The sequence below is a fragment of the Granulicella aggregans genome (assembly GCF_014203275.1).
Lineage (GTDB): Bacteria > Acidobacteriota > Terriglobia > Terriglobales > Acidobacteriaceae > Edaphobacter.
Genome location: NZ_JACHIP010000003.1, coordinates 502,194 through 524,744, shown reverse-complemented (window position 1 = coordinate 524,744; position 22,551 = coordinate 502,194). Strand labels below are relative to the sequence as shown.

Below are 22,551 nucleotides of genomic sequence, written 5' to 3'. Positions count from 1 at the left end.
TTACTTGACCACGAGGTTGACGAGCTTGCCCGGCACCACGATCATCTTCACAATCGTCTTGCCATCAACACGAGAAATGACCTTTGCATCCGCGAGCGCAGCAGCCTTTACAGCAGCCTCGTCACTGCCCGCAGCAACTTTCACGACAGTGACCAGCTTCCCGTTGGCCTGCACCGGAATCTCGATCTCGCTCTCTCGCGCAAGCTCCTCATCGACCACGGGCCAGCTCTGACGGAAGATCGGAGCAGCTTGTCCCATCTCCTCCCAAAGCTCCGAGGCCAGGAACGGAGCGAACGGCGCAAGCATCTGTGAAAGCGCGCGGAACACAGCCGCAACAGCGGGCGCGGAGATTTCGCCCGAATCCATCGCAGCTTCGTTCGCCGAGATCTCATTCACCAGAATCATGATCGACGAGATGCTCGTATTGAAGTGCCAGCGTCCATCGAAGTCCTGCGTAATCTTGGCAATCGTCTGATGCAGCTTGCGCAGCAACGTCTTATCCGTAGCGGTCAACTCTCCATCGCCACTGGAAGCAACATCCTTGTACTTCATCGACAGCCGATAGACCTTTGCGAGGAACCGGCTGATGCCCGCGACACCGTCCTCCTGCCACTCCAGATCGCGGTCCGGCGGAGCTGCAAACAGCGCATACATCCGCGTCGCATCGGCACCATAGCGCTCGATCATCAAGTCCGGCGAGACCACGTTGCCCTTGGACTTCGACATCTTCGCGCCGTCTTTCACCACCATGCCCTGCGTAAACAAACGCGCCGCAGGCTCATCGTTCACGATCAGCCCGATGTCCCGCATCACCTTTGTCCAGAAGCGCGAGTAGATAAGGTGCAGAATCGCGTGTTCCACCCCGCCGATGTACTGATCGATCGGGAACCAGTAGTTCGCCTTCTCGCTCGCAAACGGCGCGGTCGAGTTCTTCGCATCCGTATACCGGTAGAAGTACCAGCTCGAATCCACGAACGTATCCATCGTGTCCGTCTCGCGCGTCGCCGGGCCGCTGCATACCGGGCACGTCGTATTCACAAACTCCGGCACCCGTCCCAGCGGAGAGCCGCCCTGCTGCGTAATCTCAATCTGCGGCGGCAGAATCACCGGAAGATCGCTCTCACGCAACGCGACCAATCCGCCTGGCTCAACGCCCTCGTGACCGTTCTGGCAGTACACCATCGGGATGGGCGTGCCCCAATACCGCTGCCGGCTAACGCCCCAGTCCTTCAAGCGATATGTAACCGTGGCGGTTCCAAATCCATTGACCTTTGCAAAGGCTGCCATCTTCTCCTGCGCTTCGAGGCAGTTTTCACCCGTCCACTCACCGGAGTCGATCAGTACCGCATCGTCTTCAGCCGTATAAGGCAGCGCCAGACCCGCTGTATCCACGTTCGGCGCAATCACGCGCTTCACCGGCAATCCATACTTCGTCGCAAACTCGAAGTCCCGCTCATCGTGCGCGGGAACGCTCATGATCGCGCCCGTTCCGTAATCCGCAAGAATGTAATTTGCAACCCAGATCGGCACAAGTTCGCCATTGAACGGATTCACAGCAAATCGCCCTGTCGGGACACCGTGCTTCTCGATCGCGCCCAGATCGCCCGCCTCGCGCGCCTTTTTCTGCTGCTCGATCATCTCCTCGACTTGCGTTGCAAGCGAGGGGTCCTCAGACGCAAAAGCCTTCGCCACAGCATGTTCCGGAGCAACCTGCACCGAAGTCGCACCGAAGATCGTATCTACCCGCGTAGTAAACACCGTGATCTTCGTATCAGCGTTTCCATCGACAGCGAAGTCGACTAAGCTACCTTCGCTGCGACCGATCCAGTTCCGCTGCATGGTCCGGACCTTATCCGGCCATCCATCCAGCTTGTCCAACCCTTCGAGCAACTCATCGGCATACTTCGTGATCCGCAGGAACCACTGCGTCAGATCGCGCTGCTCCACGATCTGGTCTTCATGCCGCCAGCAGCAGCCATTCACCACCTGTTCGTTCGCCAGCACCGTTGCGCACTGCGGACACCAGTTGACCTTGCTCTTCTTCCGATAAGCAAGTCCTGCCTCGTACATCTTCAGGAAGATCCACTGGTTCCACCGGTAGTAGTCCGGCAAACAAGTCGTGACTTCGGTCGACCAGTCGTAGCTCAGCCCCATGCGCTGCATCTGTTTGCGCATCGCCGCAATATTCTTCAGCGTCCACTCTCGCGGAGGCGTATTGTTCTTCAGCGCCGCATTCTCCGCCGGCAACCCGAAAGCGTCCCACCCCATCGGATGCAGCACGTTGTAACCGCGCATCCACATGAACCGCGCCAGTGCATCGCCAATCGCATAGTTCCGCACATGCCCCATGTGCAGGGCGCCGCTCGGATAAGGCAGCATCTCCAACACGTAATACTTCGGCTTGCCGGAGTCATGCCCTTCGGCCGAATACAACGTCGCGTCCGCGTCCCACTTCGCCTGCCACCTCGGCTCAATCTCCGCCGGCGAATATCGCTGCTGCGGCTCACTCTCGCTCTGCTTCATCTCTTGCATCTCTTCATTGTAAAGAAGCGGTCAAGCGCCCGTGCGATCCACACTTATGGCCACCGTATCTCATCGAAGACCCTTTGCAGCCGAGCACCCTTCTCCGGTCGAACCATCTCCACAAATCCTATCCTGCCCAGCAGATGCTCACGAAACGATCCGCGAAAGCCTCGCACCTGGCTCTCCGGCCCAAACCGGGCGCAGTTGTGCAGAATCGCCTTCAACTCGTCGACGTAGCGCCGATCCACGTTGACCTTCTCGTTGACCACCAGCCCGGCGAGATCCTGCCGCACGCCCTTGCGCATGACTCGAGTTTTGCGGTGATTCACCGCGAATCCTTCTTCCGTCGCGATCGCTGCGAGATGAAGTCCAAACCGCTCCGCACTCCGTGCAAATTCGCCTCCCCCGGAGAACGCAAGATCGTCCGCATAGCGCGTATATCTCGCTCCCGCGGCCTCCGCCAGCCCAGCCAACCGGCAATCCATCCTGTACCGCGCATAGGTTCGCCAGCGACGGCGAAGTAGGCCCTCCCTGCGGCAGATGTCTCCGCCGGTACGTCGTCTTGAGCTCTTGAAACTCCGCGAGCGGAAGCGCCTGACGCATTTCGCGCAGCGCATAGCGCGGGACGCTTGCGGTGCAGATGCCTCCCAGCAAATCCGCAACCGGCTCCGGATATCCCATCGTCCGAAATAACGCCTGCACCCTCGCCGCGCGGATCGACGGAAAGAACTCCTTCAGGTCGATCCGCAGCACAACGGCCTGCCCGACGTGCGGCTCGGCAAACGTCTGGATCGACCTTCCGCGCACAAATCCATGCGCCGCCGGATGTGGCGGAACCCGATCCAGCATCCACGTCAATACCTGCCGCTGCAGATCCTTCAATCGCGGCTTCGGAGCCTCGATCAGCCGGTAGGCGCCTAATGCTTTGAGCCGAAACTGGTAGTCATAATGGTGCAGCTTCGACGCTTCGTCCTGCCGAAACTCATACTGACCGAGATCGGCAAACCACTCCAAATCCGCAAGGCTGATGCCGAGCCATTCTGCGAGTCCACCAACATTGCGGATCGCGGGAATCCCCCAGCCCTTCGCCGCTGCAATCGGCTGCATCTCTGCAGCAGGGGTAAACCTGCTTACAGACATCATCGCTACAAGATCGCGATCGTAGACTCTGCAAAATCTACGGTCGGCAAGGAAAAATGCGACCACTTCCCTGTTCCGAGGCCGCGTCTTTCCGCCGAACGCCTTGATGTATCGCGCAGCAAACGGTGCTATCCATCTTCGTTGTCTACCCAGAACCTCTGCCAGCCGTCCCGCAATCGACTCCGCGCTGCACTCCCCTGCGAGCACGCACCGCGCCAGCGCTTTGACGACCTGCGGATTGGGCTTCGCCATTCGCCTCGATTCGTCGCCCTGAGTTACGGCAGCGGAGTGCTCCAACCAGTCCAACTCTGCGGCACCATGTCTGCGCATGAGCGCAGCGCCGGTTCCGCGACGATCTGCCAGTTCCTTCATCTCCCCTGGGGTATCCCCAGAGAGGTTGCAACATGCCCGAGGACACGCATTAACCAGGCTTGGAGCACTCCGCAGCCACGGGATAGCATAGCAGCGTCGGGTGTACATGTAACAAGCTGGATCGCTCGTCGCAGATCACGCCCTACAATTCGGTTTAGGTTCAGCTTTTTGAAGCAAACAGACGGGTTCCGACATCAAAGCCCGTCAAGGGGGTACGTCCATGGCCACTGCTCTCGCCATCACCGCAGTCCTCGTCGCGGTAATTGCTGTCTTCTTCTATCTCAAGCGCAAGCGCGCCGCCGAAGAGACCGCCCGCTTCAGCATCTCAGCTGACCAGCTTCGGTCCCAGTTGGAATCGCCGGATCCGGTCTTTCTCCTGGATGTACGCCACCCGCTCGACCTGTTGGCCGACCCGCACATCATCCCCGGCAGCGTTCGCATTCCGCCCAAAGATGTACTCGCCAATCCAGCACTCGTCCCCTTTGACCGGGACGTCGTCTTCTACTGCACCTGTCCCAGCGACGAGACCGCCCGCGAGACCCTCCACAAGGCCCGGGCGACGAATCACCAGCGCGTCAAGTTCCTCCGCGGTGGCCTTGCCGCCTGGAAGGCCAGCGGCTGCCCCGTCGAAACCTACGAGACCGCCTTCCACCTCGACACTTTGTAAGCCGCTCAGTCACTTGAATCTCGCTTCCGCGCGATAGAACTGGATAGCTCACTTTGCTTCTTTTTCGGGAGATTCGGCGCTCGAGAAGCGCGGTGTTCACGGCGGATCAAGGGGAGGAAGATGGTTTTCCGTAGCAATTTGAAGAATGTGAAGCGCGACATGCCTCGAACACGCAGCCGCCACCCCTTAATGTTCCACGTGGAACATTCAGGGGTGTGACATGTGGGGTGTAATTCTTCCGTAAAACTTTCGCAACTTCGCATCAAGGCGGTGGATTTACCCCGCAGCCAGGGTCCTCAACACCCCAACATTCCTGGCCTCATCTCCCGGAGCATCCACCGGAGTCTCGGCGATAACGCTGCATGATCAAAGCGAGAATCGTGCAGCAACCGCCGAAACGCTTCGGCCCCCATCGTGCCTTCGCCGATGTGCTCATGCCGGTCCAGCTTCGACCCCATTGCCGCCTTGGCATCGTTGCAGTGCCAGACCTTTACTGCGTCGAATCCGACCGTCGATGCGACGATTGCCATCGTTTCCGCATAACCCGGTTCGGAGACGAGATCGTATCCCGCGACATGCGTGTGGCAGGTATCGAGGCATACGCCGACCGGCGCACAAGCCTTCAGCAGCTCCACCAGCTCCGCGACCTGCTCGAGCTTGCCGCCCAGAGAAAACTCGGCCCCGGCCGTGTTCTCAATCAGCACCCTGAAGTTCTTCCCCTGCCACGGCACCCCATCAAGCGCTCGCTCAATCGACTCCGCTGCCAGCCGCAGCCCCTCGTCACGCGTCAGCCCTTTCCAACTTCCGGGATGCAGGACGAGGTACTCCGCGCCCAACGCCAGCGCCCGCTCCACCTCGCCGCGAAACGCGCCGATGGAGTTCTCCCGCACTGTCTCTGTCTGGCTGCACATGTTGATCAGGTAGCTCGCATGGACAGCCACCGGTCCAATGTCATGCTTCGCCCGAAGCTCGATCATCTTCGCCGCGTCCTCCGGCTTCACCGGAGCAGCCTTCCACATTCGTGGGCTCGCCGTGAAGATCTGGAACGTATTCGCCCCTGCCTCAACTGCTCGATTCACCGCCGTCCAAGTCCCGCCCGCGGTTCCCAGGTGCACACCAATTCTCTTCTTTGTTCCAGTCGCCATCTCCAAAGCTTAACCCAAAACCACCACCGTCCCGTCCTCGCGACCGAAGTCGACCGTCTCATCGCGAACCATAAAAACGAAGGAGCCTGCGTCGCGTATCATCCCCTCATGCCCGAACCGCAATCGTTCAAGAACCACACCCGCAGAGACCTACCCTATCTGTTCAGCGTTTTAGTCCTTCTCGCGAACCTCATAGCGACTCTAACCATGACCGTCAAAATCGCGATCAGCCCCGAGCACAAGATGCTGGGTCTGCACATCTGGCTCGTGATCGTATCCGCTGCGCTGGCCGCAATGGCCATGAATCTGCGCGTGAAAGACCTGAGAGTACAAAACCGCGTCATTCGCCTCGAAGAGCGCCTCCGCTACGCCGCTATTCTTCAACCAACGGAACAGGCTACCGCAGCAAAACTCACCCTCGGCCAGATGATCGCCCTCCGCTTCGCCGCGGACGCGGAACTTCCCACTCTCATCCCCCGGGCAGTCAGGGAAAACCTGACCTCGAAGCAGATCAAGGGAAGCATCACGACATGGCGCGCGGACGACCTTCGCGTCTAGCGCAAGTGCGCTTGTCAAAAAGTAAAGTTAGAGAGAGCCTGCAACGGGTCGATATCCGCCGGCTCCGCGCCTTCGCCCTGCATACACACGCGTCGCATACAATCGACGCATGATCCAGCTCCCCAACCCCTTCCAGCCTCGCGAGACCCTCGCCCGCGCTCAGGTGCTGGAGCGCGGCACTCCCTTCTTCATCGATCTCGGCGTCGCCGCCATCGGTCTTGCCTGCTTCTACGCCATCGTCCGCATCGCGATGTTCTGGGCGGGCCGCCCCGAGCCGGAGATGGTGGTCTCTCTCAGCCCACGCTCGCTCCCGCTCTACGCTTTCTATTCCGTCGTCCGCATCGGCCTCGCCTATCTCCTGAGCCTGCTTTTCGCGATCACTTACGGCTACATCGCCGCCTACAACCAGCGCGCCGAAAAGGTCATGATCGCGGTCCTCGATATCCTCCAGTCGATCCCGGTCCTCAGCTTCCTCCCTCCCGTCATGCTGGCGATGATCGCCCTCTTCCCCACCCGCCAACTCGGCGTGGAGATGGGCGCAATCGTCCTCATCTTCACCGGCTCGGTCTGGAACATGGCCTTCAGCTTTTACTCTTCGCTCAAGAGCCTGCCCCGCGAACTCCAGGAGGCCACCGCCATCTACGGCTTCTCCGGCGTGCAGCGTCTCTTCCAGCTAGAGCTTCCCTATGCCGCCATTGGCCTCATCTGGAACTCCATCATGTCGGTCGCAGGAGCCTGGTTCTTCCTTATGGCCTGCGAGATGTTTCACCTGGGCTCGCGCGACTTCCGCCTCCCGGGCCTCGGGTCTTATCTCCAGACGGCGGCCGACAAAGGCGACGGGTCCGCCATCCTCTGGGGCCTTTTCACCATGATCGCTATCATCGTCGCCACTGACCAGCTTCTCTGGCGGCCGCTGATCTCCTGGAGCAACAAGTTCAAGTTCGAGCAGGTTGAGAGCAGCAAGCGCGTCAGCTCCCCCATTCTGCATCTCTTCACCCACTCGGACGCGCTCGCCTCGATCCGCCGCCACACCCTTGACCCGCTGGCCGAAGGCATCTATGGCAAACTCGCCTCGCGCCGCATGGACCGCATCCACAAGCTCGCGACCTTTGATCCCGATACCCGCCCAAACCGGTCCTTCGCCGACACTGTTCGTATCTATGGCCTTCCCACGCTGCTTGGTATCGTTGCCGCCGTCGCCGTAGCCTTTGCCGCCTTACAGGCCATCGCTCTGCTGCGCCCGCTTCCCGGCCGCGAGTACCTCCACATACTTCTGGGTGCGATCATCACGTTCCTCCGCGTCAACCTGGCCCTGATCCTCGCATCCGCATGGACGATCCCCGTGGGCGTCGCCATCGGCTCGAACCCGCGCCTCGCCCGCATCGCTCAGCCGCTAGCGCAGATCGCCGCCTCCGTTCCCGCAACCGCGCTCTTCCCTGTCCTTCTCCTTGCTCTGGTCCAGATTGGCGGAGGCATGGGCATCGGCTCCATCGCGCTGATGCTTCTCGGAACGCAGTGGTACATCCTTTTCAACGTGATCGCGGGGGCCATCGCCATCCCGAACGACCTGAAGGAAGTGGCTACGCTCTTCAAATTCAGCACCGTGCAGCGTTGGAAGACGGTCATCCTGCCCGGCATCTTCCCTTTCCTCGTCACCGGCCTTGTTACTGCGTCGGGAGGAGCCTGGAACGCCAGCATCATCGCCGAATACTTCCCGATCAAGGGACAGATCCTGCAAACGCTCGGCCTCGGAGCGATCATCAGCGAAGCCACCAGCGCGGGCCGCTTTCCCGTTCTCCTGCTCTCCACCATCGTGATGGCGTTGATGGTCGTCACTACGAACCGCCTCGTCTGGCGGCCGTTATTCAGGCTCGCAGAGACGCGGTACAAGCTCAACTAGCTTTGTGTCTTCGCGGTTTTTGTAAGGGGAAAACTCGAGGGCGTTCTCTAGAGCCGAACCACGACATGCCCCGGGCAAAGATTCTTTGCCTCTTCGATAAGCCGCTCAATCAGTTCATCGCCGGAGCGAGCCAGGAACCAGACTCCACCGAGTACGCGCTCCTGTAGATGCCCGCCGGGATAGAGGTTCAGCGTCATGGCGTCCGCATGTTTGCGAAGACTTGCTTCCTTCTGCAACTCAAAGGTCGAAGCCATCCGCCGCAGACGGTTCATCTGGTAGCGCATCTTCGAAGCCGATACGGTCGCCGAACGTCCCAGGCTTTCATCCATCGCGGACAAATACTCGGTCAACGCCGAAAGCTCCACGTCTAACGCATTTCCTACAGCCGCTATCTTGCGCTTTCCCGCGATGGGCATGGCACGCGCTCCAAGCCGCTGCGCTAACGCGTCGGCGGTCGTCATCGTGTCGGGAAGCGAGACCTCATGCCGCGCCATCACCTCACCGATTGCCGGCTCGATCAAAGTGGCACTGAGTCTCGGCAGCACGGGAGTGATTCGCCCGAGAATCTTCTCGTAGAGGACAGCGCTCTGAGCGAAGTAAGCGATCTCCGCAGGACCACCGATGTAAGCCGCAGTCGGGAGAATGACATCCTGAAACACCGGTCGCAGCAGGGCGTTTGGGCTGATCCGCTCCGGAGCGGTATCGAGGATTGCCAGCAACTCCGGCATGGAGTAGGTACGACCACCAGCCTTCCATATATCGCTGCTCGTTCGCCGCAGAGCGAACCGCTCGCCGGAAACTTCATCCAGCAAGAACAGCAGCGAAGCTCCCGGCTTCACCAATACCTGGGCGTGGTATCCGTCACGTTCAAGCTCTGCGGTACGCGCCAGCAGCGCTGTCTCCAACTCTTCAGCGCGCTTGAGCGCTGCTCGAAGCACCGGCGAACCGAGCGCATGGAAGTCCCTGCTGGCAGCATCCATCACGATCAAGCCATGGGCGGAGAAGAGGTAAGTGAGCAGCTTCGCGAACGCTCCGCCCAGCGTGTTCTCCGGCGTGTAAAACTCCCGGAGCTTCTCGGTGATGGGAGCCCAGGACAGCAACTCACTTACCTGTTCCAAGACATCCGTGATCCCCTGGCCCAGGAGAACGCCACCGACTGGAACGGGCACAGCCGTCTTCAGGTTTGCCTTCAACAATTCGACCGACGTCTTCGTCAGCAGCGAAAGTTGATCCACCTCGGCAAGGTCGTGGTCTTCAGTAGCCAGCCAGAAGACGGGAACATGATCGATGCCCGCCGACCGCGTTGCCTCGGCTGCCCGGGCAACCGCAGTAGCGGCCTTCAGCAGGGTCAGCAAGGGGCCGCCGAACAGTCCGACCTGCTGGCCCGTCACCACAGCCCGTGCCCCATTGCGAAGCTTTTCTATGTTCGCAAGCGCCTGCGGTGCGGCTTGAAACTCGATGCTCTGTCTGCGGAGCGCATCAGCCAACTCATTGCCCTTCGAGGCAGCGACAGCCTTTAGCCGCATCCAGCTATCGTTGGTCGGATTCGCACCGTACCAGGACGCAACCGTTGGGTTCTCGTCCATGGCAACGTAGTCGCGGTATAGCCGCGTGACGTGGGGGAGAACGCTGATGGGGTAACACTCTGTACTCATATCGCTTTGGGCCGTTGCAGGTTTGGATGCCTCGTTGCCAGTCTCCGATGCAGATTCTCCCGCTGCTGGATGATACCGTAGGGTCATGGCTGCCAAGGTAAAGACCGCGCTCAAAGCGACCTCGCCCAAGAAATCCTCCCCTAAGTCCGTTCACGGAAAATCCCGCCTGATATCGTCGAAGCTCGCCTACAAGGGCCGCGTCATCAATGTCTACAAGGACACGGTCGAGGAAGCGAACGGCCTTATCTTCAAGCGCGATGTGATTCGTCACAACGGCTCCGTGGTTGTCTTGGCGATCGACGAGTCCGCCAACCCCAAAGACCCCATCATCATCCTCGAGCGGCAGTACCGCCACGCTGTCGGCGAGTTCCTGCTTGAGTTACCCGCAGGCCGCATCGAGCCCAACGAGCCCCCGCTCGCGGCCGCCAAGCGCGAGATGATCGAAGAGACCGGCTATCGCGCAAAGAGCTGGAAGCTGCTCACAAAGTACTTCGCGAGCCCCGGATTCCTTGGCGAGTCGATGCACATCTACCTTGCGCGGGACATCCGGCCCGGCGAAGCCCAGCCCGAGGCCGATGAGCAGATCGAAATCCTTCAGATGCCTCTTTCAGAAGCGCTGAAGCTGATCGCTTCCGGGAAGATCCACGATGGTAAGACCCTGATCGGCTTGCTACTTCTTCAGGAGCAGCTTCGCCAATCCAGCTAGGCATCGCATAATTTGACTCGCTGACGGCGAATGGGGCCGACCAGGCAATTGCCTGGTTGGCCCATTTGCAATTCCGTCCTCATCCGCTATCGGGAAACCCCCGGGCGCAACCCTGCGTCTTAATCTTCAATACCGGGCTCAGACCGCACGGCAGACAAGGGCCTCCCCAGAAATAGGCCTGGAACTCACGATTTACTCCAGGAGCGTAACTTGGCACAGTACAAAGGAACGGTGAAGTGGTTTAACAACGCAAAGGGTTACGGATTCCTCGGTCGGGATGATGGTGCCGATGTATTCGTTCACTACAGCTCGATTCAACTCGAGGGCTATAAGAGTTTGAAGGAGGGCGATTTAGTGGAGTTCGACATAATACAGGGTTCAAAAGGACCCCAGGCAGACCAGGTAGCGCGTCTCAAAGAGGCTTGACGGAATTCTAGAGGGATCGGGCGAAATCACTTCCAACCCAATCACTTACAATCGAGGGGCAGACGAGCTTTCACGCGTCTGCCCCTTTTGTCATATGGATAACATAACGATTGCCCGGCTTCTGGACGAGACCGCGGCGCTTCTCGAAATCGATGCTGCGGATCCCTTCCGCATCAGGTCCTACCGGCGGGCCGCCGAAGCTGTAGAACAGCAGACCACGCAGCTTGCAACCCTCACCGGCCCCGATGCCGATCCCAAAGCCTTGCTCGCCATCGCTGGTATTGGCAAAGGCATGGCTGCCAACATTCGGGATCTCGTTGCGACCGGATCTATGCCGCTGCGCGACGAGTTGCTGGCGAAGTACAAGCCCACCATGCTGGAGTTGCTTCGCCTTCCCGGCATGGGGCCGAAGACCGTCGCTCTTATTTGGACGGCACTCGCGGTCGGCGACATTGATGCCCTGGAAGAAGCGGCGAAGGCCGGACATCTGAGCACCCTGCCGCGCATGGGTGAGAAGTTCACCTTGAAGCTTCTCAAAGGCATCGAGGACTATCGCAAGAACTCCGGTCGCTTCCGCATCGACGACGCCGAAGAGCATGCCTTGCGCATCTCTGCCCTCATCCGCGAGTTCCCCGGAATCGATCAGATCACGCCCGCAGGATCTCTTCGTCGAGGCCGCGAGACCGTAGGCGATCTCGACCTCCTCGTGACCGGCCCCGCATGCGAGCCCGGCGTGGTCAGCGCTGCCGTCGAACACGTCGCCAGCCTTCCGCTCATCGACAAGCTCCTGGCTAAAGGCCAGAACAAGGTGAGCTTCACCTTACGCAACAACCTCCAGGTGGATGTCCGCCTGCTCCCGCGCGCCAGCTATGGCGCAGCGCTGCAGTACTTCACCGGATCGAAGATGCACAACGTTGCGTTGCGCCAAAGGGCCATCAAACGCGGCCTCACGCTGAGTGAGTACGCTCTCCTCCGCCTCGAAGACAACGTCATCGTTGCCGCAGCCAGTGAAGAGGAGATCTATCGCGCGCTAGACCTCGACTACATCGCTCCCGAACTCCGCGAAAACTCCGGCGAGCTCGAAGCCGCCGCCAATCACTCGCTGCCGAACCTGATCACGCTGGCCGACATCCGCGGCGATCTGCACATGCACACCAACGCGACGGATGGTCGCGACACCATCCGGCAGATGGCGGAAGCCGCGCTCGCGAGGGGCCTCAGCTACATCGCGATCACCGATCACTCGAAGCATCTAGCGATGACAAACGGTCTCGACGACGCTCGTGCTCTGGCCCACGTCCAACGCATTCGCGAGGTGGACGCAGAGATGGATGGGCGAATCCGGGTGCTTCCGGGGATTGAGGTCGATATCCTCGCCGATGGCGCGCTTGATCTTGAAGATTCGACACTGTCCCAGATGGATATCGTCGTCGCCAGCATTCACAGCCGGTTCGACCAGCCCATCGAAGAGACGACGGCACGTGTGCTGCGAGCGATTGATAATCCCCACGTCCGCATCCTCGGCCATCCGACCGGACGGATGCTGCTGAAGCGGGACGCCTATGCGATCAACATGGATGTGGTCCTGCAACGGGCTGCTGAACTTGGAGTGGCGGTCGAACACAACGCCGCCCCGGCACGCGCCGACCTGAACGACCTCCATCTTCGGCTTGCGAAACAGCACGGCTGCAAGATTGTCGTCGACACCGACGCTCACGCGACTGAAGAGCTCGACCGAATGTGGTTCGGCATCACGCAACTGCGAAGGGCATGGCTCTCGGCGGGTGATGTGTTGAACACGCTGCCCTTCGATCAGTTCATGGCCGAACTAAGACCGAAGCCCTGAGTCCGCTACCAATCCCCTTCGTCATCCCGCCCAAACTTGTCATCGTTCGCCGCAGGCGGAGGATCCGCTTTTTCTGCCGTCGCGTTGCTAAGCGCTCTTCGCCATCATCTTCACGAAGTAAAACGTCATACGCGTGGTTCCAGTATTCAGAACGCCATGCAGCACGTTGGCTTCAGCGAATAGCATGTCGCCCGTCTTCACTTGCGTTGCAACACCATTGATAGAAAACTCCCCGCTGCCTTCACCCACGATCATGATCTCTTCCTCGGGATGGCGATGCGGCGGATGAGGCTTCGCTCCAGGTTCCAGTTCTACAAGCCCTGAAGCGAGCGCGGCAAGCTGCCTGGTTGGCCCATTGAAATTGACGTAAGCCTTCGCTCCGGGTGCAGCACCCTCCGCCTGAAGGCTCTCCCTTTTCACCACGCCACTTTGAAGTGGAGGCCCGCCAGTTTTCGCATCTACATGAGTGATTTGTTGTGCGGATTGCGCCAGAGCCTCGGGCACCATGATCGCGCTCGCTAATGCAGACATCGAGGTAAGCAATTCTCGCCGATTCATCGTCATCCTCCGCATTAATCCCTAACGCCAACTCACCGCCAGATGCCACCGTAGCCCGCGCTCGTACGCCTTGCGCAGCACAATCGCATACTCCTCCAGCTCGGCCATCACTAGCGCTCCCTCCGGACCAATCTGCGAGGGGTTTTCACGCAAGGCTGCAGCCAGGGCTGAGACCGTCGCCAGACCATCCTTAGCCGCGTACCACTGCGGCGGAGGAAGGCTTGGCAGCAACTTCGGATTCCCTGCTCCCTCTTCGATCAGAAGCGCCATGGAGTTTTCGTCGGCCGAGAAGAAATCGAGTAGCGGCTTCACACCGAGTTGCAGAGCCAATCGTTCAACCGAGTCCTCATGCAGCGCCAGCGACCTGCCATTCACAAAGATGTCGTACTCCGGGTCTTCACCTTCCACGACGATGTAAAGAGAAGCAGCCATCTCCGCATCTTATCCCGAAGGTCCTGTCGAAAAGTCAACGCAGATGCAGGCTGGAGACGTCCTCGTCGCCCGACGGAGCCTTGTCCCGGATCAACAGGATGCCGCTGGCTGTCAGGAGAATCATGCCAACGCCGGCCTCCAACTCCACTCCGCCACTCATTGCAGCATAGCCCTCGACAGCGGTGACGAGCGGCACCAGCAGGAATCGCGCGGAGAGTCTGCCTGGATCGACCTCGCGAATGAGCCAAACGGTGAGCCACATCACGGGAAGATCGAAGAGCAGGCAACGGACACACTCGAATCCTATTAAGCGCATCGTGAGTTGTGGCCAGCCCGCAGCCACACCATATCCCCCCAGCAGCGCCGCACATCCAAAGGCGGTGAGTGCTAACGTGATCGCGACAGCAACGCCCTGTATCAGCCTGTGCATCGCGATTCCAGCGACGGCAACCAGCAAGCAGCACACGGCCATGAAGCTGAAGAAGATCCACCCTCTCGTGGAGCCGGGAAGCGTTGCTGGAAGGACCAGCAACGCACCACCCACGCCGAAGACGCTCGTCAGCAGAGCGCGTGGCGCGACCGCGCGCACGCCCGTCCACTCGAAGGCTCCAAGCAGCAGGACCGTCAGCAGCGGGATTGAGCAGAACAGCGCCAAGCTGGTGAACTCCGATACGGCGCCTGTGGAGATACCGCGCGCCAACGCCGGAACCGCGAAGACGCCCATGCCGGACAGCGTGATCCAGCCACCGATTGAAGCTCTTGGCAATGCCATCCGCTTGGCCATGCCGTAGCCTGCCGCAACAACGCTGATCACGGCGAAGTGAATGCATCCAGCAAACGGAAAGCCGATCTCGCGCGGATAGATCTGCAGCAGAATCCATCCGCTTCCGGAGAGCACGCAGAGTAACACCAGCCCAAGGATGTGCGATTGCTTCATGCCGTTTGGCCTTCAGCGAAAACGAAAGGGCCGCGCCAAAGCGCGACCCTCTCATAGCTTTTTACTGAATGAAGCTTAGCGATTGCCGCCACCCTGAGGTGCGCCTCCGCCGGAGTTTCCACCACCGCCACCCTGACCCGGACGACGTCCGCTGCGGCGACGACGACCACCGCCACCGGGACGGCGATCTCCGCCAGCACCAGGGGCTCCCGGAGTGCGCCCTGCGCCGGCACCTGCCGGAACTGGAGCGCCGTCAGCGCGGTTGAAGTTCGGCTCGTCGGTAGCTTCTTCGCCCTCACCGTCGCCCTCGAACTCCTCGCCATCGTCCTCGTCCTCGTCGAAGTCAGCGGCCTCACCGACCGTGGCTCCAGGAGCAGGAGCATCGATGCCGATCTGATTGCCTTCCGGCAGGCCGAGCTTGGCGCGCTGTTCACGCAGAACAGCCTTGCGGGACAGCTTGATGCGGTTGCCTTCGATCGAGAGAACCTTGACCAGGATCTGGTCGCCGTCACGAAGCTCGTCCTTCACGTCCTTGACGCGATGCTCAGCGATCTCGGAGACATGCAGAAGACCGTCGGTGCCGGGGAAGATCTCGACGAATGCGCCGAACTCAGCGATGCGAACCACCTTGCCCAGGTAGGTCTTGCCGATCTCCGGAACCGCAGTGATGTCCGAGATCATCTGGATCGCGCGTGCCAGACCGTCGGCGTCGCTCGAAGCCACATTCACGCGGCCCGAATCGTCTACGTCGATCTTCACACCCGTAGCATCGACGATGCCACGGATCACCTTGCCGCCGGGTCCGATGAGATCCCGGATCTTGTCGGTAGGAATCTGGATGGTGTGGATGCGAGGAGCGAACGCGGACTTCTCTTCCTTGGCGCTCGAGATCACAGCGTCCATCGTGTCGAGCAGGAACATACGTCCCTTGTTGGCTTGCGCCAACGCTTCACGCATAATCTGCGGCGTGATGCCCATGATCTTGATGTCCATCTGCAGCGCGGTGATGCCCTTGCGGGTTCCGGCCACCTTGAAGTCCATGTCGCCGTAGTGGTCTTCAGCGCCTGCGATGTCCGAGAGGACAGCGTAGTTATCGCCTTCCTTCACGAGACCCATCGCCACACCGGCGACCGCTCCCTTGATGGCGATGCCAGACTGCATCAGCGCCAGAGACGCTCCGCAGACGGTTGCCATGGAGGACGATCCGTTCGACTCAAGAATGTCCGAGACGACGCGCAGCGTGTAGGGCGACTCGGTCTCATCCGGGAGCACGGCTTCGATCGCGCGATACGCAAGCGCTCCGTGGCCGATCTCGCGACGGCCCACACCGCTCATACGTCCAACCTCACCCACCGAGAACGGCGGGAAGTTGTAGTGCAGCATAAAGCGGCGCTTCTGCTCGCCCTCGTAGGTCTCGATGCGCTGCGCATCGTCGGTGGTGCCAAGCGTTGCCGAAACAAGCGCCTGGGTCTCACCGCGCGTAAACAGAGCCGAACCATGGACGCGGGGAAGAACGCCAACCTCGATCTCGATGTGACGAATCTGGTCGAAGGCGCGGTGGTCGGGACGGATGCGGTCGTTGAGGACCTGCTTGCGGAAGATGTCTTCGCGGAGCAGCTCGTAGTACTTGCTCAGCTTCTTGGGGGCAGTGGAATCCCCTTCGGGAAGGTCCTTCTTCAGCTCGTCCTTGATCTCCTTGACCAGGGCGTAGCTCTCGAACTTGGGGTGCTTCTGCGTGTCGAGCGCGTCCTTGAGCCGGTCGCCGACCTTCGCATAGAGGCCGTTCAGATAGTCATGATCGACTTCGATCGGGTTGACCGTACGCTTGGTCTTGCCAGCGCGGCTGACCAGGTCTTCGATACCAGCGCAGATCTTCTTGATCTCGACGTGAGCGAACTCGATGGCTCCGACAACCTCTTCCTCAGAGCACTCCTTCGCACCCGACTCGACCATCACGATGCCGTCCTTGGTGCCGACGACCATGATGTTCAAGGTGCTGGTCTTGCGCTCTGCGTAGGTGGGGTTCACCAGGTAGTTGCCATCGATGAGGCCAACACGAATCGCGCCGACCGGGCCATGGAAAGGAATGTCGGAGAGAGCGAGCGCGCAGCTTGCGCCGTTGATGCCGAGGACGTCCGGATCGTTCTCTTTGTCCGCGGAGTAGACGAACGCCACAACCTGCGTCTCGTTGCGGAAGGCTTCCGGGAAGAGAGGACGGATGGGGCGGTCGATCTGACGGCTGGTGAGAATCTCCTTCTCGCTCGGACGGCCTTCGCGCTTGATGAAGCCACCGGGGATGCGTCCGCCGGCGTAAGTGAACTCGCGATACTCAACGGTCAGCGGGAAGAAGTCGATGCCTTCCTTCGGGTCGGGCGAAGCTACTGCGGTTGCGAGAATTACGTTGTCGCCGCTTGAGGTAAAGGCTGCGCCGGAGGCCTGCTTGGCCACCCGTCCGGTTTCGAATTTGATCTGCTTGCCGCCGGCAAGCTCTACTACGACGTCCTGTTTCATCGTTGTCTTCCTCTTCTTTTTTATCGTTTTGGGAACTTGTGGCGCGCTCCGTCAGCCGTGAAAACGGCGCGGAAAGCGCGAGAGGCGCAGCCCGTCCGCGACGCTGGAAGCGTCTGCGGCTGGCTGCGCCTGTTATGGATGGATCCTGTTGAGAGAGCCGGAATGCCCGAGTTTGTATTCATGGTTAGCTGCACCCGCAGATGAATCCCGAAAGACTCTGTGCGATGTCCGCAGCCGTTACTGGGCAAGCCAGGCAAATATCCATGAATCAACTGTCTCTCTGGACTGTCTCTGGGAGGGGTAGAGGCTACTTGCGGATTCCGAGCTTTCCGATGACGTCGCGGTAGCGGTCGGCGTCCACCTTCTTCAGGTAGTCCAGAAGACGGCGGCGCTTGCTCACGAGCATGAGAAGTCCGCGACGCGAGCCATGGTCCTTCTTGTGCGTCTTGAAGTGTTCCGTCAACTCGGTGATCCGCTCAGTCAGGATCGCGATCTGAACCTCTGGGCTCCCGGTGTCGGAGTCGTGCGTACGAAACTTCTCGATAATGTCTGTCTTTTTTACGGATGCCAACACAGCTGTTGTTACTCCTGATCTTCTCTTATGTCCACTCTTCGTAGTGTCTCTAAGAGGATAGCATCGCTTGCCGCAGGCGGCAACGCGAAGAGAATCAAGGAGGATGCGCCCGGTTCCGGCATTGGGAGCAAGTTTCTGTTAGAACTCTCTGCTGTCGAAGATCAGCATTCCGGAACCCGGCGCCATAATCGTCTGAGCATCCGCCGCCGCAGCCTGACCTTCGGGGCTTGCGAGCCCCGCCTGAAGCGACGCCATGTCCTCAAAGTGCAGAATCGCAACAAGATGCACGGGCGAAGGGCCGGCGGGTGAGACCACCGGCCCTTCACTCGTCTCGAACTTTTTCAAGCCCGGCAGCTTCAACGCCAGCGGAATGTGGATCTCCTTGTAGTGACGATCGAAGCTTTCAACATCACCTGGAATTCCATACGTTACAACGATCTTTGCCATAATTGCTCCGCTGCCGCCTGCTGTCTTAACCGATGTTCTTCTTCAGAAACTCCAGCGACCGCTCCATTGCGAGCTTCGCCGCCTCGGGATTGTAAGCATCGCGGAAGTGGTTGGCGAAGCCATGCTCCGCGCCCTCATAGATATACACCGTCACGTCGGGGTGCGCTTCGCGGACGGCGTCACGCTGGTCCGCGCCGATATGCGAGTCCGCGCCTCCGAAGTGCAGCATCACTGGGCAGCTCGGTTTCTCGGTCGCCACCTTCCCCACACCGCCGGGATAGTAGCCAAAGGTGCAGGCCGGCAGCATGCCCAGCGCCTCACCGCGCGTGGCAGCCAGCCAGCTCATCAGACCGCCGTAGCAGTAGCCCGTCACCGCGACCTTCTTCACACTCTCAGAGACCTTCGCGAACGCCGCGGCCACATCCAGCAGAGCTGTCGTGACATCCAGCTTGCTGTAGAGAGCGAAGGCCTTCTGCAAATCATCGCCGGTATAGCCCAAGATGACGTTCTTCTCGTACCGGTCGAAGATTGCCGGAGCGATGGCGAGGAAGCCCTCCTTGGCAAAGCCGTCCGCTACATCGCGAATGCTCTTGTTGATGCCGAATATCTCCTGGACCACGACTACCGCGCCAATCGGTTCGCCTTGCGGAGTGGCTACATACGCGTCCAATTCATGTCCATCCTGCGCCTTCAGTTCAACGATCTGTCCCATATAGCTCCCAATACTTTGTTTAGCAGTCTTCTGTTTTGAACTGATGAATGGACGCTGCGCCGAGCTTCAATTTCTCAGTCGATGCTCTTCCCGTCGGCATAGCTCTTAATCTCGCCTATCCACGCCATGAATCGGAAAAACTGCCGCTTATCGCTCCAGAAAAGATCCCAGAAGTCGCGCGGCTGAACCTCGCCCGCAGGCTTGCCGGTGTAGGTCTCCAGCCGCCAGCGAAGGTATTCGCTTCGCCAGGGCGACAGTCGGTGCCCGCGCGTCGCGTTCCACAAAAATCTGACCGCCTCGAACAATCCGGCCTCCTGTTTCTAGAACAAGAGTACCGGATTGCCGAAGGCGGTCGAATTCCCTATTGCGGATTTACTTGATGTAGTCGAAGAGACTGCCCTTGGCAAGCGACGCGATCACGCTGCTCAACGCCTGTCCTTGGGTCTCGGCGGTGCTCAACTGCGTCGCCACCTTGGCCGGGTCTGCGGAGATCAAGGTTGTCTCCGACGCCGTAAATTGCGCTGAGGTCGTCTGTGCGTAGGTGCTGCTGGTCTGGATCTGCGCCAGCGAAGTTCCGATGATGCTCCTTTGGCTGTCGACTGTGTTCAATGCGGTGGTCAGTAGCGCAGAGTCCGCCCCAATCTGCGTGCTCGAAGCATTCGAAGCGAAGTCCGCAATCACGGTATTCAAGGCCGAGAAGACGTTTGTTCCGGGAGCGGTAAACAGGCTCGATCCCGCAAGATTTGTCTGGATCTTTTGTCCGTTAGGTGTGGTTGTGTACTGCAGCGCGCTGTCCCCGGCATAGGTCACCTTTGCCGGAGAGGTCGTCGAACTCAACGTGAAGGGCTGAAGCTGTCCTTGGCTTCCGGAGAAGATGTATTGCCCCTGGTAGGAAGCGTTCGCCAGTCCGAGTATCTGGTCGCGGATCGCCACAATCTGCTGTCCAATAATCGCCTTGTCGCTCGCGCCCAGCGTGCCGTCGCCGCCCGAAATTGCCAGCGAGATCGCCTTCGTCAGCGCCGTCACTACCTCGCCCAAGGTTGAGTCGGTCACCTGCAGCTTGCTCTGCGTAGAAGTAGCGACCTGGACATAGGAGTCGGCTGCGCTGATCGCCGCCGCCAGCACCGTACTTTGGCCAACCGCAACCGCGTCGGTGGACAACCTCGAAACGCGGAGCCCGCTTGCCAGTTCCCCGCTCAGATCGGCCTCATTGCTGGTGATGTTGTCCAGGGCCGTGGAGAGGCCCTGGATGTAAAACGGATCAACGCGCATTGTCTGCTCCTGATTCTTACGATTGCGGTGCTTTCTTTAGGAAACCGTTGTGACGACTCCCAAGTTCAAGACCGTCGCAAACAGGGTGTCGATGATGGAGAAGAGCTGAGAGGCCGCTTGATAGGACCTCTGATACTGGGACAGATCGGCAGCTTCTTGGTCGAGCGACACCCCGGAGAGCGAGTTCCTCTGAGTCGTCAATTGTGTCAACGTCGCCTGCTGTAGGGTGCTGTCGTTGTTCGCCGTTGCCGCTGCTTCACCAATCGTCGCCAGCGCCGATGCAAGATAGCTCGATGCTGTCTGGCCGCCCGCAATCAACGCCGTGCCCAGCGCGGCGAGCGCCGAGGCATTCGTGTTTCCCGTGCTGCCTTCACCCGGGCCAGCCGTCGCGACCAGGCTTCCATTCGTGGTCGCGGCTGCAATCGTAGCGGCGGATCCCGGAGCCGTCGTTCCAATGGTGAAGAGCGCCGCGCCCGGATTGCCGTTGGCATCCACCCCAGCTTCATTCTGCGTGTTCACCGCCGTGGCAATCGAATACGCAAGTGTGTCCAACTGTTCCAGCAGCGGAGGAATACTGGTAGTCAGCGCCTGCAATGTCCCGCCCAGCGAACCTCCAGTTAGCCCGGAGGTCACATTGGTAAAGTTCGGCCCGGCAAGCACCTGCACTGTGCCGCCAAGAACCGTCGCGCTCAACGGATAGCTGTTCGGCCCCGACACCAGGAAGCCGCCATTGGCGGTCGTCAATTCGATCCCATTGTTCGACGTGTTGATCTCGTCCAGGCCGATGTACTGCGAGAGCTGATTGATCGCAGCTTGGCGCTGGTCTTCAAGCACTCCCGCATCCGTGTTCGGGCTCTGCGCCGCGATCTTCGCATTCAGCGTTGCAACCGTGGAGAGCAGTGTGTTCACCTGCCCCACAATGTTCAACGCGCTCCCCTGCAGCGACGTTGTGATCTGCGAGATCTGTGACGACTCCGCGTTGAAGGTGGCGGACAGCGTGGAAGCCGCGCTCAGAACCTGTTGTCGCGTCGGCGTGTCCGAAGGATTTGCGGCAAGTGCCGTAAGCGCGGAAAAGAACGCGTTCACCGCGCTACCCAGCTGGGTCACACTGGAGCTTGTCGTCGTCGACGTCACTCCGAAGATGCTCTCGACGTCACTCAGTGCCGACTGAATTGCCGCGCTCTGCGACTGGATCTGCGTCTGCTGCTGTACACGCTGTTCCAGAACGCGGTCGCGCACGGATGTCGGCTGGCCGGCCAGCACACCATCCCCCACGTTATGCCCGTTGAGCAGATAGGTGTCCTGGGCCACGAAGTTCGACACCTCGCGCGTGTACCCAGGAGTGTTCTGGTTGGCGACATTGTTTGCGGTTACGTTTACGGCAGATTGCTCGGCCGCAATTGCTTCCCGTGCAATGTTGAGGACAGAGATTAGAGTGCCCATTCGTTGCCTGCCTTTCGCTCACGCAGCCGCCGCAACAGCGCAAGGTTCTGCTCCGTCACCATCAGTACGCCAGCCAGTATCCTCTGATTGTTTTCGATCGCTTCCATCGGCTCGCGCTCGACCGGAATCTCACCGCTGAGCGCGCCCTGCATGAGATCGGTGAGTCTATCGAGAGCTGCATGGTCAAAGTTGGCAAGGGCATCGGCCACAGCTCTTGAAGCATCGCTCAAACGCACTGACTCAACCATGATTCCCTCATGCCGCCGTTGTAGCTATGGTTCTGACGCTGGAAAGACTGGATCCCTTGCGTCCTCCCAGCCAATCGCGAGCCGGGAGATCTGCCGATGGGAGCAAAGAAGGCCCTATACGCCGATCACTTCAAAAGCGAGGTAATCAGCTTGTCCGCCAGGTCCGATGAGGACACCTGGTACGTCCCTGCGGCGATCGCCGCCTGCAAGGGCTGAATCTTGTCCAACCGAACGTCCGATCCACTCAGCGCCCGGGTCAACAGCTCACTGGTCGAGCTGATGACGGTCTGGTCCGTCACTGGAGTGGTCTTCACTGCTCCAGGAGCGAGCGACACGCTCGACTTGATCTGCTCTTCCTTGCCCGTCTGTACCGTCGCCGATGCGGGCGTTACCGGGTTCGACAGCCCCTGCAAGTTTCCAATTCCGTTCGAAATGCTCATAAGACTTCCTCCGTCCACTCACTTCATCGGCCAGCCTCT

At 59.9% G+C, this 22,551-nt stretch carries 22 protein-coding genes; 6 read left to right on the top strand and 16 right to left on the bottom strand.

The genetic code is table 11. The features are described 5' to 3' along the window. Both leuS and HDF16_RS12545 read right to left on the bottom strand, forming a co-directional pair. On the bottom strand, positions 1-2,523 hold the full coding sequence (leuS, locus tag HDF16_RS12550; protein WP_432432241.1) for a leucine--tRNA ligase: 2,523 nt from the start codon (positions 2,521-2,523) through the stop codon (positions 1-3). 147 nt (positions 2,524-2,670) lie between these two features. After that, complete coding sequence (locus HDF16_RS12545; RefSeq protein WP_184217037.1) at positions 2,671-4,035, bottom strand: reverse transcriptase family protein; 1,365 nt, start codon at positions 4,033-4,035, stop codon at positions 2,671-2,673. A gap of 220 nt (positions 4,036-4,255) precedes the next feature. On the opposite strand from HDF16_RS12545, the gene HDF16_RS12540 reads away from it, so the two are divergent. Beyond that, a complete protein-coding gene (locus tag HDF16_RS12540) occupies positions 4,256-4,702 on the top strand; it encodes a rhodanese-like domain-containing protein (protein ID WP_184217035.1) in 447 nt (148 codons plus the stop codon). A gap of 296 nt (positions 4,703-4,998) precedes the next feature. Here HDF16_RS12540 and HDF16_RS12535 read toward each other — a convergent pair whose 3' ends face one another. Next, a complete protein-coding gene (locus HDF16_RS12535) occupies positions 4,999-5,817 on the bottom strand; it encodes a deoxyribonuclease IV (protein WP_348641315.1) in 819 nt (272 codons plus the stop codon). 138 nt (positions 5,818-5,955) lie between these two features. On the opposite strand from HDF16_RS12535, the gene HDF16_RS12530 reads away from it, so the two are divergent. Both HDF16_RS12530 and HDF16_RS12525 read left to right on the top strand, forming a co-directional pair. After that, the gene (locus HDF16_RS12530; protein WP_184217033.1) at positions 5,956-6,405 is read left to right on the top strand and encodes a DUF6526 family protein; all 450 of its coding nucleotides are present in this window, start codon (positions 5,956-5,958) and stop codon (positions 6,403-6,405) included. 109 nt (positions 6,406-6,514) lie between these two features. Continuing rightward, on the top strand, positions 6,515-8,305 hold the full coding sequence (locus HDF16_RS12525) for an ABC transporter permease (RefSeq protein ID WP_184217031.1): 1,791 nt from the start codon (positions 6,515-6,517) through the stop codon (positions 8,303-8,305). Positions 8,306-8,352: 47 nt separating this feature from the next. On the opposite strand, the gene bshC is transcribed toward HDF16_RS12525, so the two are convergent. After that, on the bottom strand, positions 8,353-9,960 hold the full coding sequence (gene bshC, locus HDF16_RS12520) for a bacillithiol biosynthesis cysteine-adding enzyme BshC (RefSeq protein WP_184217029.1): 1,608 nt from the start codon (positions 9,958-9,960) through the stop codon (positions 8,353-8,355). A gap of 85 nt (positions 9,961-10,045) precedes the next feature. On the opposite strand from bshC, the gene HDF16_RS12515 reads away from it, so the two are divergent. The 3 genes from HDF16_RS12515 (at position 10,046) to polX (ending at position 12,938) form a co-directional block, all read left to right on the top strand. Next, positions 10,046-10,666 (top strand): NUDIX hydrolase, encoded by a 621-nt coding sequence (locus tag HDF16_RS12515; RefSeq protein WP_184217027.1) that lies wholly within the window; start codon positions 10,046-10,048, stop codon positions 10,664-10,666. Positions 10,667-10,876: 210 nt separating this feature from the next. Then, positions 10,877-11,092 (top strand): cold shock domain-containing protein, encoded by a 216-nt coding sequence (locus HDF16_RS12510; protein ID WP_184217025.1) that lies wholly within the window; start codon positions 10,877-10,879, stop codon positions 11,090-11,092. Positions 11,093-11,186: 94 nt separating this feature from the next. Continuing rightward, positions 11,187-12,938, top strand: a complete 1,752-nt coding sequence (polX, locus tag HDF16_RS12505; RefSeq protein ID WP_184217023.1) for a DNA polymerase/3'-5' exonuclease PolX — start codon at positions 11,187-11,189, stop codon at positions 12,936-12,938. A gap of 87 nt (positions 12,939-13,025) precedes the next feature. Here polX and HDF16_RS12500 read toward each other — a convergent pair whose 3' ends face one another. The 12 genes from HDF16_RS12500 to flgM form a co-directional block, all read right to left on the bottom strand. Beyond that, on the bottom strand, positions 13,026-13,496 hold the full coding sequence (locus tag HDF16_RS12500) for a cupin domain-containing protein (RefSeq protein WP_184217021.1): 471 nt from the start codon (positions 13,494-13,496) through the stop codon (positions 13,026-13,028). A 21-nt stretch (positions 13,497-13,517) separates the two neighbouring features. Then, positions 13,518-13,928, bottom strand: a complete 411-nt coding sequence (locus HDF16_RS12495; RefSeq protein WP_184217019.1) for a hypothetical protein — start codon at positions 13,926-13,928, stop codon at positions 13,518-13,520. 34 nt (positions 13,929-13,962) lie between these two features. After that, on the bottom strand, positions 13,963-14,865 hold the full coding sequence (locus tag HDF16_RS12490) for a hypothetical protein (RefSeq protein ID WP_184217017.1): 903 nt from the start codon (positions 14,863-14,865) through the stop codon (positions 13,963-13,965). A 75-nt stretch (positions 14,866-14,940) separates the two neighbouring features. Then, the gene (pnp, locus tag HDF16_RS12485; protein WP_184217015.1) at positions 14,941-17,376 is read right to left on the bottom strand and encodes a polyribonucleotide nucleotidyltransferase; all 2,436 of its coding nucleotides are present in this window, start codon (positions 17,374-17,376) and stop codon (positions 14,941-14,943) included. 307 nt (positions 17,377-17,683) lie between these two features. Then, entirely contained in the window at positions 17,684-17,950 is a 267-nt protein-coding gene (gene rpsO, locus HDF16_RS12480; RefSeq protein ID WP_184217014.1) for a 30S ribosomal protein S15, read from the bottom strand. A gap of 138 nt (positions 17,951-18,088) precedes the next feature. Next, entirely contained in the window at positions 18,089-18,397 is a 309-nt protein-coding gene (locus HDF16_RS12475) for an EthD family reductase (protein ID WP_184217012.1), read from the bottom strand. 25 nt (positions 18,398-18,422) lie between these two features. Continuing rightward, complete coding sequence (locus HDF16_RS12470) at positions 18,423-19,109, bottom strand: dienelactone hydrolase family protein (RefSeq protein WP_184217010.1); 687 nt, start codon at positions 19,107-19,109, stop codon at positions 18,423-18,425. 74 nt (positions 19,110-19,183) lie between these two features. After that, a complete protein-coding gene (locus HDF16_RS12465) occupies positions 19,184-19,414 on the bottom strand; it encodes a hypothetical protein (RefSeq protein WP_184217008.1) in 231 nt (76 codons plus the stop codon). Positions 19,415-19,481: 67 nt separating this feature from the next. Then, entirely contained in the window at positions 19,482-20,381 is a 900-nt protein-coding gene (locus HDF16_RS12460; protein ID WP_184217006.1) for a flagellin, read from the bottom strand. A gap of 36 nt (positions 20,382-20,417) precedes the next feature. Continuing rightward, entirely contained in the window at positions 20,418-21,824 is a 1,407-nt protein-coding gene (gene flgK, locus HDF16_RS12455; protein WP_184217004.1) for a flagellar hook-associated protein FlgK, read from the bottom strand. Then, the gene (locus HDF16_RS12450) at positions 21,812-22,072 is read right to left on the bottom strand and encodes a hypothetical protein (protein ID WP_184217003.1); all 261 of its coding nucleotides are present in this window, start codon (positions 22,070-22,072) and stop codon (positions 21,812-21,814) included. The genes flgK and HDF16_RS12450 overlap by 13 nt, the downstream gene beginning before the upstream one ends. Before the next feature lie 125 nt (positions 22,073-22,197). Beyond that, the gene (gene flgM, locus HDF16_RS12445; protein ID WP_184217001.1) at positions 22,198-22,512 is read right to left on the bottom strand and encodes a flagellar biosynthesis anti-sigma factor FlgM; all 315 of its coding nucleotides are present in this window, start codon (positions 22,510-22,512) and stop codon (positions 22,198-22,200) included. Between the last annotated feature and the right edge of the window lie 39 nt (positions 22,513-22,551).

Coding starts and splice junctions, on each gene's coding strand:
- leuS (WP_432432241.1), bottom strand. CDS start 2,523: ATGAAGCAGAGCGAGAGTGAGCCGCAGCAGCGATATTCGCCGGCGGAG.
- HDF16_RS12545 (WP_184217037.1), bottom strand. CDS start 4,035: ATGAAGGAACTGGCAGATCGTCGCGGAACCGGCGCTGCGCTCATGCGC.
- HDF16_RS12540 (WP_184217035.1), top strand. CDS start 4,256: ATGGCCACTGCTCTCGCCATCACCGCAGTCCTCGTCGCGGTAATTGCT.
- HDF16_RS12530 (WP_184217033.1), top strand. CDS start 5,956: ATGCCCGAACCGCAATCGTTCAAGAACCACACCCGCAGAGACCTACCC.
- HDF16_RS12525 (WP_184217031.1), top strand. CDS start 6,515: ATGATCCAGCTCCCCAACCCCTTCCAGCCTCGCGAGACCCTCGCCCGC.
- bshC (WP_184217029.1), bottom strand. CDS start 9,960: ATGAGTACAGAGTGTTACCCCATCAGCGTTCTCCCCCACGTCACGCGG.
- HDF16_RS12515 (WP_184217027.1), top strand. CDS start 10,046: ATGGCTGCCAAGGTAAAGACCGCGCTCAAAGCGACCTCGCCCAAGAAA.
- polX (WP_184217023.1), top strand. CDS start 11,187: ATGGATAACATAACGATTGCCCGGCTTCTGGACGAGACCGCGGCGCTT.
- HDF16_RS12500 (WP_184217021.1), bottom strand. CDS start 13,496: ATGAATCGGCGAGAATTGCTTACCTCGATGTCTGCATTAGCGAGCGCG.
- HDF16_RS12495 (WP_184217019.1), bottom strand. CDS start 13,928: ATGGCTGCTTCTCTTTACATCGTCGTGGAAGGTGAAGACCCGGAGTAC.
- HDF16_RS12490 (WP_184217017.1), bottom strand. CDS start 14,865: ATGAAGCAATCGCACATCCTTGGGCTGGTGTTACTCTGCGTGCTCTCC.
- pnp (WP_184217015.1), bottom strand. CDS start 17,376: ATGAAACAGGACGTCGTAGTAGAGCTTGCCGGCGGCAAGCAGATCAAA.
- HDF16_RS12475 (WP_184217012.1), bottom strand. CDS start 18,397: ATGGCAAAGATCGTTGTAACGTATGGAATTCCAGGTGATGTTGAAAGC.
- HDF16_RS12470 (WP_184217010.1), bottom strand. CDS start 19,109: ATGGGACAGATCGTTGAACTGAAGGCGCAGGATGGACATGAATTGGAC.
- HDF16_RS12460 (WP_184217006.1), bottom strand. CDS start 20,381: ATGCGCGTTGATCCGTTTTACATCCAGGGCCTCTCCACGGCCCTGGAC.
- flgK (WP_184217004.1), bottom strand. CDS start 21,824: ATGGGCACTCTAATCTCTGTCCTCAACATTGCACGGGAAGCAATTGCG.
- HDF16_RS12450 (WP_184217003.1), bottom strand. CDS start 22,072: ATGGTTGAGTCAGTGCGTTTGAGCGATGCTTCAAGAGCTGTGGCCGAT.
- flgM (WP_184217001.1), bottom strand. CDS start 22,512: ATGAGCATTTCGAACGGAATTGGAAACTTGCAGGGGCTGTCGAACCCG.